At 74.8% G+C, this 10,178-nt stretch carries 7 protein-coding genes; all 7 read right to left on the minus strand.

Annotation, left to right across the window (positions count from 1 at the left end; genetic code table 11):
* Positions 1-112: 112 nt before the first annotated feature.
* Genes V6R91_RS31975 through V6R91_RS32005 form a run of 7 tightly spaced genes read right to left on the minus strand, consistent with a single transcriptional unit; the run spans position 113 to position 10,118 of the window.
* A complete protein-coding gene (locus tag V6R91_RS31975; RefSeq protein WP_336398709.1) occupies positions 113-1,732 on the minus strand; it encodes a protein kinase domain-containing protein in 1,620 nt (539 codons plus the stop codon).
* Positions 1,729-3,273 (minus strand): FHA domain-containing protein, encoded by a 1,545-nt coding sequence (locus V6R91_RS31980; protein ID WP_336398710.1) that lies wholly within the window; start codon positions 3,271-3,273, stop codon positions 1,729-1,731. Before V6R91_RS31980 ends, V6R91_RS31975 begins: the two co-directional genes overlap by 4 nt.
* The gene (locus V6R91_RS31985; protein ID WP_271059916.1) at positions 3,273-4,088 is read right to left on the minus strand and encodes a PP2C family protein-serine/threonine phosphatase; all 816 of its coding nucleotides are present in this window, start codon (positions 4,086-4,088) and stop codon (positions 3,273-3,275) included. Before V6R91_RS31985 ends, V6R91_RS31980 begins: the two co-directional genes overlap by 1 nt.
* Positions 4,085-5,398, minus strand: a complete 1,314-nt coding sequence (locus V6R91_RS31990; RefSeq protein ID WP_336398712.1) for an RDD family protein — start codon at positions 5,396-5,398, stop codon at positions 4,085-4,087. The genes V6R91_RS31985 and V6R91_RS31990 overlap by 4 nt, the downstream gene beginning before the upstream one ends.
* Positions 5,395-7,869 carry a transglutaminase-like domain-containing protein gene (locus V6R91_RS31995; RefSeq protein WP_336398713.1) on the minus strand — a complete coding sequence of 825 codons (2,475 nt, stop codon included), beginning with the start codon at positions 7,867-7,869 and terminating at the stop codon, positions 5,395-5,397. The genes V6R91_RS31990 and V6R91_RS31995 overlap by 4 nt, the downstream gene beginning before the upstream one ends.
* On the minus strand, positions 7,866-9,110 hold the full coding sequence (locus V6R91_RS32000) for a DUF58 domain-containing protein (RefSeq protein WP_271059913.1): 1,245 nt from the start codon (positions 9,108-9,110) through the stop codon (positions 7,866-7,868). Before V6R91_RS32000 ends, V6R91_RS31995 begins: the two co-directional genes overlap by 4 nt.
* 36 nt (positions 9,111-9,146) lie before the next feature.
* Positions 9,147-10,118 carry an AAA family ATPase gene (locus V6R91_RS32005; RefSeq protein WP_271059912.1) on the minus strand — a complete coding sequence of 324 codons (972 nt, stop codon included), beginning with the start codon at positions 10,116-10,118 and terminating at the stop codon, positions 9,147-9,149.
* Positions 10,119-10,178: the final 60 nt, after the last annotated feature.

Consider the following 10,178-nt stretch of genomic DNA (forward strand, 5'->3'; position numbering starts at 1 on the left):
GCGGCGTCCTCGGGGTCGGGAGCCTGGCTCATCAGATCGGCGATCCGCGCCGCCTGGTCCGGAAGCGCGTCGTCCGGAGTCTCGTCGGCCGGGGAGGACCGGCGCTCCCCGCTCACGGCGTGCACCCCCGTACCGCCTCGGAGGTGCGCCCGTCGGCGCGCCGCAGCATCACGTCGATACAGGTCTGCGTGCCGGAGAACGGCACGGCGACCGTGGTCTCCGTCGTCATCGACAGCTCCTCCTCCCCCGACAGCGTGACGATGTTCCACACATAGCCGTCCCCCTCCTCCGGTGCGCGGTTGGTCCAGGTGAACGTCGCCTGATCGCCGGCGACGGTCGCGGACAGGTCCGCCACCCGGGGGACCGCTCCGCTGATCACGTCCTGCGGCACGACGTCCGCGCTCTCGCTCGGCGACGGCACGGGCGGCGCGGCGTTGAGCAGGTTCACGGCCACGACCGCTCCGACCGTGAGCGCGATCACGGCGACGACAGCGAGCACGATCCACAGCGCGCGGCGCCCGCGGGGCCTCTCGTCCGGCGCCGTCGGCGCGGGCTCCGCGACGACGGCGGACGGCGCGGACGACGCAGCGGTCCCCTCCGGCGCCACCACGCGCGGCGGGCTGACCACGGTGGCGTCGTCCTCGGGCACCGGCCGAGGCGTGCGGATCACGGTGTCGTCGGCGACCGGGACCCCGCCGGGGTCGAAGCGCGGGCCGGGGGCGGCGGACGGCTCCGCAGTGACGGGACGCGTCTTCGCCGAGGGCCGGGTCGCTCCGGTGCCTCCCGGGCCGTCCTGCGCGATCGTGACGACCTGGCGGACCCGGGTGAGGCCGTCGTCGTCGTTCTCGGGCTCGTCGTCGACCGGGTGCTCGTCCACGATGTCGATGGGCGTCACCGAGTGCGCGAGCTCGATCTGCACCTTCTGCAGGGCGCGCGCGAACGAGACGGCGCTCGGGTAGCGCTGCGCCGGGTCCTTCGCCATGGCGCGCTCGAGCACGCCGCGCAGGCTCTCCGGCGCATCCGGACGGCCGAGCGGGGGCAGGGGCTCGCGCTCGATCCGCGCGATCAGGTCCGCGCCCCGGTTGCGCTCGCCCGTCTTCTCGAACGGCGAGCGACCGGTCAGCAGCGTGTACACGGTCGCGCCGAGGGCGTACACGTCGGAGCGCACCCCGCTCGTGGGCGGGTCCGCGAACGACTCCGGCGGCGACCACGGGATCGACATGCCGGAGGCCTCGGAGACGGCCCCCGTCGTGGACGCGATCCCGAAGTCCGTCAGCGCGGGACGGTTGTACTCGGTCACGAGGATGTTGGCCGGCTTGATGTCCCGGTGCAGCACCCCGGCACGGTGCGCGGTCTCCACCGCCCCGGCCACCTGCACGCCGACGCGCAACGCCTCGGCGACCGTGAAGGGCTCCTTGCGCGCGCGCTGCTGCAGATTCGGCCGCGGGCAGTACTCCATGACGAGGTACGGACGCCCGTCCTCGGCGACGCCGGCCTGGTGGATGGTGACGATGGCGGGGTGCGTGGAGAGCATCGCCATGACGTTGGCCTCGTCGGAGAACTCCTGCGCCGCGCCGCTGGCCAGCCGGTCGGCGAGCAGCACCTTCACCGCGACGCGGCGCCGCGGCAGCTCCTGCTCGTACAGGAACACGTCCGCGAACCCGCCCGTCCCGAGCGGCTCGACGTACGTGAACCCCGCGAGCCGCGGCGGCGGCGAGGGCGGTCTGCTCACGGAAGATCCTCGAACCGGACCGTCACTCCGTCTCCGAGGTCGATCACGTCGCCGCTGACGACCACCGTCGGCTCCCCGGGATGCAGGCGCACCGGCTCGACGCCGGGCCGGAGCAGCGTCGAGCCGTTGGTGGCGTGCAGATCGACCACCACCACCGCGTCGGGCTCGGGACGCACCTCCAGGTGGCTGCGGGAGATGTCGTGCTGAGGGCTCTCGACGGCGATCAGGTGGGGCAGGGTCGCCCCGGTCGCCCGCGGCGAGCGCGGCCGTCGCCCGATCACGGCGGGGCGGTCCAGCGTCACGATCTGGCCGGTCGAGAGGACCAGGCGGGGCCCGGTCGCCGAGGTCGGGATGGCCTCCGTCGCCGCGTCCGACGGGGCCACCGGCGAGGACGAGGGTGCGGTCCTCGGGTCGGGCAGCACCGCGGGGCTGAACGAGAAGACCGGGGCCGGGGCGGACACGACCGGGGCCGGCACCGCCGGGGCGGGCGGAACGGGCGCCTCCGCGCCCCGCAGCTCCCGCGCCTGCGCCACCGAGATGGTCGCGCCGTCGTGGTCTCCGGCCGGCTCCGGGTCGGCGGGCGGCGAGGATCCCTCCGGGTCGGCGACCGTCTCGGGATCGGCGACGGCGATCGTGTCGATCGGTGCGGACTCGACGCTCGAGAAGCCGCTGTGGGCCGTGTCCGTCGGCCCGTCCACCGGGGCCACCGGTTCCCGGGGCTCGTCCTCCGGAACCGCGACCGGCTCGGGGGAGTCGTCCGCCGGGTCCGCCGGCTCGTCCACCGGGGCCGGCGGCTCAGGGAGCTCGTCCGCCACGGGCTCCTCCGCCGCGGGCTCGTCCGCCAGGGCGTCCGCCACGGGCTCATCCGCCGGATCCACCGGCTCGTCCACCGGCTCGTCCGCCGGCTCGAACGCCGTGGTCGCGGAAGGCTCGGAGTCAGGGACCTCCTCGTCCGCCGGGGCTCCGCCCGACGGATCGTGCTCGGGCTCCGGCTCCGGCTCCGGCTCCGGCTCGTCGAGCGGAGCCGCGTCCTGGGCGTCGGTCGACCCGTCGGCCGACACCGCGGCGTCGGCGTCGTCGGGTCGGGCGATCTCCCCGTGGCGGAACAGCGCGCCGCGCACGACACCGGCGACGATCGGCAGCGCCTCGTCCTCCGCTCCGGGCTCCTCGGCGGTGCGCAGCTCGAACCCGTGCACGCCGCCGGCCACCCGTTCGCTCCAGGTCGTCACCTCGGCGCCGCTCGCCTCCTGCTCGCCGTCGGCGGCGGCGAAGCGCACCGAGACCCGCCCCCGCACCGCGATGCGGATCGTCGCGTCCGTCCCCTCCAGGACGACGGCCCCGAACGGCGGGATCGCGGCGAAGGACCCGCCTCCGGCGGCGGTGAGCGCGTCCACGATGTCGGCGAAGGCGGCCTCCTCGCCCGAGGCGCGACGCCAGACCTCGGCGACGAGGCCCGCGTCCGCGTCCGGGGGAAGCGCGACGACGGCGCGCGGTCCGACGAGCAGGTACCAGGTCCCGGAGTGGTAAGCGGTGATGGGCATCAGCGGACTCCTCCCGTCGCTCCGGCACGCGGACGCGTGTCGGAATCGATGTCCGATTCGTCGTCGGCGGCGCCCAGGGCGCGCGCCGAGACATGGACGGCGTCGATCACGATCGCCGTGACGTTGTCGCGCCCGCCGCGCTCCAGCGCGAGGGCGATGAGCCGGTCGGCCGCCGCCTGCGCGTCCTCGGAGCGGCGCAGGACGGCGTGGATCAGGGCGTCGGGCACCTCGGAGCTCAGGCCGTCCGAGCAGACGAGCAGCCGGTCCCCTGGCTCGGCGGGGATCATCCAGTAGTCGGCCTCGCCGTCGCTGCCGGCTCCGAGGGCGCGGGTGATGATGTTGCGCCGTCGATCCCGCTGCGCGTCGTCGGAGAGCAGCTCGCCGGCGTCGATCAGCTCCTGCACGACCGAATGGTCCACCGAGATCTGCTCCAGCAGACCCTCCGCGAGACGGTAGGTGCGCGAGTCCCCGATGTTGACCGCCAGCCAGTACCCGACGCCGTCCACGGCGGTGATGGCCACGCCGCTCAGCGTCGTCCCGGCGCGCGAGGCGCCGTCCCCGGCGATCGCCTCGACGGCGCTCCGCGCCCGCGCGACCGCGAAGCCCACGTCGTCCACCGTCAGCACCGCACGGCCCGCCAGCGGACGGAAGACGTCGATCACCGCCGCGCTGGCGACGTCGCCCGCCTGATGCCCGCCCATCCCGTCCGCGACGAGGAACAGCGGCGCCTGTGCGAGGAAGGAGTCCTCGTTGAGCCGTCGCCGCAGTCCGGTGTGCGTCGCCGCACCCACCGAGACCACGACCGGCGCGATCATGCGTAGCCTCCGACGGTGACGATCCGCTCGCCGATCTGGATCGCGTCCCCCAACCGGATGCGGACGCGCTCGCCGGGAGGGCACGCGATGCGCACGCCGTCGCGGACGATCGTCAGCCCGTTGGTCGAGTGCCGGTCGAGCACCCAGCCGCCGACGGCCTCCGCTGCGGCCTCGAAGTGCGTCTTCGACAGCGACAGCGTCTCGTCGCGCACCGCGACGAGCGTCGCCCCGTCGTCCTCGGCGGGGTTGCGGCCGAACACGGTGCGGCCGGAGACGAGCGAGCGGGTGCCGTCGTCCCACACGAAGACGAGCCGGTGGCCCGGCACGCTCAGCCGCGTGTCCTCCAGGTCGTCCTCCTCGCCGGGGATCTGCGGCGCGGGAGAGGGCGGCGCCTCCTCGGACGGCGCGTCGTCGGCCGGCGGGACCGGCGGCACGACGGGACCGGGGTCAGGCGTCGCCTCCGGGCCCGTCACCGGCGGCTCGGGGCGCGGGGCCACGGCCGGGCTGATCCCGGGCACCGTCGTGATCATGACGTCGGCCTCCGCCGGCGCCGGTGCCGCCGCCGCGACTCGGCCCGCATCGTCCGGGACCGGAGGAACGGGAGCCGGAGGAACAGGAGCGGGGGACTCGGCGGCCGCGGCGACGGCGGGACCCGAGACGACCGTCTCGTCCGGGAACTCCGGGTCCTCCGCCGGAACCGGCAGGGGCGGCCGCGGCGGCACGGGCGGCAGGCCCGGGATCGCCACGGTCTCCGTTCCCGGGGCTTCCGAGGACACGGCCGACGCGGCCTCCCCTGCCGCCGGTGTCGCCGCGGCGACGGCGGGGGATCGCAGCGAACGGACGTCGAGCATGAGCGCCCGCCCGGCCCGGTCGTGCCACCCCTGGAACCGCCCGCTGCCGTCGAACAGCGGCGTGAAGTAGCCGACGACGATCGCCGCCGTCACGGCGAACAGGAGGTTGCGCACCAGCGCCCGCCCGAAGCCGAGAGGCTCCGCGGGCGCCTCTTCCCGGACCAGCCGCAGTCCCAGCAGGCGCATGCCGACCGACCCGCCGGAGGAGCCCTGCAGGGCGGTGCAGACGAGGAACCAGGCCAGCAGCGCGAGACCGACGATGCCGATCCCGAGGCTCATTGTCGTCAGCAGAGCCGTGAGGTCGGTCGCGCCGAGCACGGATGCCAGCGTGATCCCGTAGCCGACGCCGCCGATCACGGCGCCGATCCCGGCGTCGACGAGGTACGCGGGCGCCCGGCGGGACGGGGTGGCGACCGGCACCGCCGTCGCGGCGCCGGTCGGGGCGGCCGGGTTCGTCATGATGTCTCGCTCTCGCTGTCGCCGTCATCGCGGGCGGCGTCACCGGGTCGGGCGGCGGCGCCTCCCCCGATCGTGCCAGGTCTGCCGCGCACGCGCTCGGTCGCCGCGGCGCGCAGGGCGCCGAGGCCCCGCGACAGCCGGGAGCCGCCCAGCAGCGAACGCAGACTCAGCCGGGCGGCGAGCCTGCGCCGCAGGCCGGCCTGCTTCCCCATGCCGCCGACGATCTCGTCGACCTCGCCCCAGAACGCGTCGATGTCCTCGGGCGTCGGGTCCGTCGGACCGAACACGCTCGCGTCGGCCTGGTCGGCGAGGACGGTGGCCGCAGGCAGCGTGAGCGAGTGCGCCACGTGCTCCGCCTCCTCCGCCCTGGTCGCCCCGGCGGGGATCCGCGCTCCGTAGTCGACCGCGCGATCGGCCAGCTCGTCCCAGCCTCCGCTGATCCGGTCGGCGGCCGCCTCCGCCGTGCGCCGCTTCCGCCGACGGGCGGCCTTCCACGCCCCGATGACGATGAACGGCGCGAGCAGGATCGCGAGCAGCAGCAGGACGCCGCCGGCGACGGCCAGGATGATCCCGATGATGCCCAGGATCTCGGAGCTGCCGTCCTCGCCCTCGCGCTGGTCCGGAAGCGTCGGCGGGAGGTCCACCGGCTCCTGGGGCGGGGGCGGCGGCTGCAGGACCTGCGGCTTCGGGTTCACCTTCGGCTTGGTGGTCTGCTCGTTCGGGACCTGGTCCTCCGGCGGCGTCGGATCGAACACGACCCATCCCGCACGGTCGAAGTTCACCTCGACCCACGCGTGCACGTCGTCGCCCGTCGCGGCGAACGTGCCGCTCTCCTTGCCCTCCTCGGGGTAGAACCCCATGACGACGCGGGCCGGCATGCCGAGCTCGCGCGCGAACAGTGCCATCAGGGCGGCGTACTGCTCGTCGTCGCCGATCATCTGGTCCCCGGCGAGGAGAGTGCTCAGCCGCTCCGCGGTGTGTCCGGCACGCGAGAGCACCTCGCCGTCGAGGCCGTGGCTGAAGAAGCCGCCCTCGTGGAAGTAGGTCTCCAGCGCCCTGACCTGCTCGATCGGCGTCTTCGCGTTCTCCACCGCCTCCGACGCCAGGGTCGCGACGTCGTCGGGGACGCCGGACTGCTTCGGCATCGCGACGTGGCCGAACCCCTGATCCGCCAGCTCCTCGTCGGACAACTCGCGCGGCAGGATCGTCTCCACGGTGTAGGAGTCGCCCTCGCCGAGGCGGGCCGTCGTGACGGCGGTCCCGGTGGCGTCGTTGTAGTAGGTGCTGCGGCGAAGCTCCTCGCCGCGGGTGCCACCATAGGCGATCCCGCGCACCACGCCCGCGTCCGGGACCCAGACCCCCCGGTAGTCCTGGACCGAGAACCGCAGGGTCACCGGCGTCCCCTCGGCGTCGGCGGACATGTTGCCGCGCAGCGGGGTGAACCCGCCCGAGGAGCCGACGCCCCGATCCGAGACGTCGTAGACGACGCCGGTGTACTGGTCCACGGTGCCCAGGCGCACGCGCGCACCTTCGGGCAGCCCCTCGACGGTGAAGAGCGTGTCCTCGCGATGGTCCTTCACGTAGCCGCGGAAGCCCTGCAGCGGGCTCGGGTACTGGTGCACGTCGAACGGCGGGATGACGACGTCGCGGAACACGTGTCGCGGCTCGGTCGGCGCCGCGACCGCCGCGGTGGCCGCGCCGACGCCGCCGGCCAGTGCCAGCACCGCCGCGCCCGCGATCAGGCGGCGACGACGGAGTGCGGAGCCGAGGACCCCTCGGCCCGGCTCGTCGGCGTCCGCAGCCGACGCGATCGGCACGGCCGCGCCCTCCCCGGAGGGGGCCTGACGCAGCGCGAGCCAGGTGATCGCCGTGATCGCGAACACCCCGCCCTGCACCACCGGGGCGGCCGGCTCCGGCGTGCCGAGAGCGAGGACCAGAAGGAGGTGCGCGCCGGCGGGGATCAGCGCCCAGCCCGCACGACGGCGGCGCAGCGCCAGGGTTCCGGCCAGCACCGCCGCGACGAGCGCGAGCAGGAACGGCACGAGCAGGTGCCCGTCGGCCCCGGAGAGCGGGGCGACGGTCGTGAGCAGGCGCTTCCAGGCCGTGACCACGCCGACCACGAGCTCCTGGACCGTCCGCAGCGTCGGCACGACGCCGGCGATCATCGTCTGCGGCAGGGCGAGGGGGCCGCCGAGGACGAGGTAGGCGGCCGCCGTGAGTCCTGCCGCCGGAAGGACGCCCCACCGGCGCCACGCGCAGACGACGGCGATCGCGAGGCCCAGCACGGCGCCGCCGATCGCCGCGGGGAGGAACGCGGGGCCGCCGAAGGAAGGCCACCACCCGGCGATCCCGACGCCGAGCAGCAGGCCGACGGCGACGAGGTCGAGCACCAGGCGGCGGGTCGGCGGAAGCGCGCCGCGTCCGCGCGCGCCCCGGGCTCCGACGCGCGTCGTCGCTCCTGCGCCGCTCACGAGAGCACCTTCCCGAGCGCCAGCGGGAGCTCTTCCAGGGCCCCCACGGTCACCACGTCCGCGTCCGCGATCCGCCGCAGGGACGGCGCGGCCCCCGCGTCGGCCACGAGGACGAGCACGCGCGAGCCGTACGGCAGCCGCGCACACGCGGCGCGCAGGTCCTCCGGATCCACGCGCCCGCCGCACACGAGCACGACGACGCTGGCGAGCGGCATGTTCGCCGCCACGACGCCGGCGAGCGTCGCGATGCCGCCCTCGCGCGGGCGGGACGACTCGACCCCGGCCAGGGAGTCCAGCAGCTGCTTGCCGGTGCCGGCGGGCAGGGCTCGCCCCTGCACCCGCAGCTCGACGTGCTGGGAGTCGCGGATCGCGCGGAGCCCGACCGACCCGGCCAGTGACACGGCGAGCTCGAACTCGTCGGGGTCGGCGTAGTCGCCGGCGGACCGGCTCAGCCCGATGACGAAGTGCGACCGCCGGGTCTCCTCGTACTGGCGGACCATCAACGTGCCCGTGCGCGCCGTCGAGCGCCAGTGCACGCGACGGAGGTCGTCGCCGGGCTGGTACTCGTTGAGCGCGTGGAACGACACGTCGTCGCGCGAGAGGTCGGCGGCCGGGAGCCCGTCGAGGTCACGGAGGAAGCCGAGCGACTGGCCGTCGAAGAGGAGGGTCCGCGGGTGCACATACAGGTCCCGCGGCTCGTCGCGGCGATGCGCCCGCTCGAACAGGCCCAGCGGATCGCCGCGGACGATGCTGACCGGTCCGACCTGCACCACGCCGCGGCGCTGGGTCGGGATCGCGAACAGCTCCTCGGCCTCCTCCCCGGGCGCGAGCCGCTTGATGCCGAACTCGCCGCGACCGGCGCCGACGGGCAACACCACGCGGGACGGCAGGATCGCGCGCGCTCCCGGATTGGACAGCAGCAGGCCGCCGTAGGCGCGCTCCCCGACCACGACACGGGTGCGGGCCAGGTCCAGGCGGATGTCGTACGTCGTCCGGCCGATGAGGAACAGCGCGCACAGCGCGAGAGCGGCGGCGATCACCACGGCGGCGACGGTGAGCTCCGACCACCCGAGCACGCGGCCGAGGATCCAGAGCCCCAGTGCGAGGCCGACCAGCACCCAGGCGAGCGGCCGGAACACCGCCGTCACGGCCCGCAGACGCGCGCCGACGCGCGCGAGGACGAGGGCGGCGACGTCGCGCCAGCCCGCCTCGCGTTCCGGGGCGGCGGTCTCGATGCTCACGGGGCTCCGTTCGGGTGCTCGGGGACGGTCGGGCGATCAGGCCGCGGTGCGGGCCTGCGGGGCGGGGACCGCGTCGACGACCCGCGCGATCACGGTCTCTGCCGTGGTGCCGGAGAACTCCGCCTCCGCGTCCAGCAGGAGCCGGTGCATCCAGACCGGGCGGGCGAGCGCCTTGACGTCGTCGGGGAGGACGTAGTGACGCCCGTGCGCCGCCGCCCAGACCTTCGCGATCCGGGCCATCGCGAGCGCGCCTCGGACGGACACGCCCAGCCGGATCGCGCCGTCGGCGCGCGTGGCCTCGACGAGCTCGGCGATGTAGCGCAGCACGGCCGGCTCGACGTGCACGGAGGCGCCCAGGTCGGCCATGTCCGCGACGGCGTTCGTCGTGATGATCGGCGTCAGGTGCGCCGACGGGTTCCGATCGGCGGAGCCGGCGAGGATCGCCGCGGTCACGTCGAGGTCGGGGTAGCCGATCGAGGTCTTGATGAGGAAGCGGTCCAGCTGCGCCTCGGGCAGCTTGTAGGTGCCCGCCTGCTCGATGGGGTTCTGCGTCGCGATCACGAGGAACGGGCGCCCCGTCTCGTGGGCTGTGCCGTCCACGGTCACCCGGGACTCCTCCATGACCTCCAGCAGCGCCGACTGCGTCTTCGGCGAGGCGCGGTTGATCTCGTCCGCCAGCACGATCGAGGCGAACACCGGTCCGCGGTGGAACGTGAAGGTGTGCGACTGCTGGTCGTAGATGGTGACGCCGGTCACGTCGGAGGGCAGCAGGTCCGGCGTGAACTGGATGCGCGTGCTCGTTCCCTGCACGGTGGCGGCGAGCGCCTTGGCGAGGCTCGTCTTGCCGGTTCCCGGGGCGTCCTCGAGCAACACGTGGCCCTCGGCGAGCATCGAGGCCAGCACGAGGCTCACCACGTCACGCTTGCCCTGGAGCGCGCGGTCGACGTTGTCGACGAGGCGCTGGAACGTGCCCTGGAACCAGGCGGCCTGTTCGGGGGTCATGGTCATCAGGAGGGGATTCCTCTCGTGTGCGTGGTGAAGCGCGTGGGCGGTGGGGGAAGGGTGCGG

The organism is Microbacterium sp. CCNWLW41 (genome assembly GCF_037083505.1).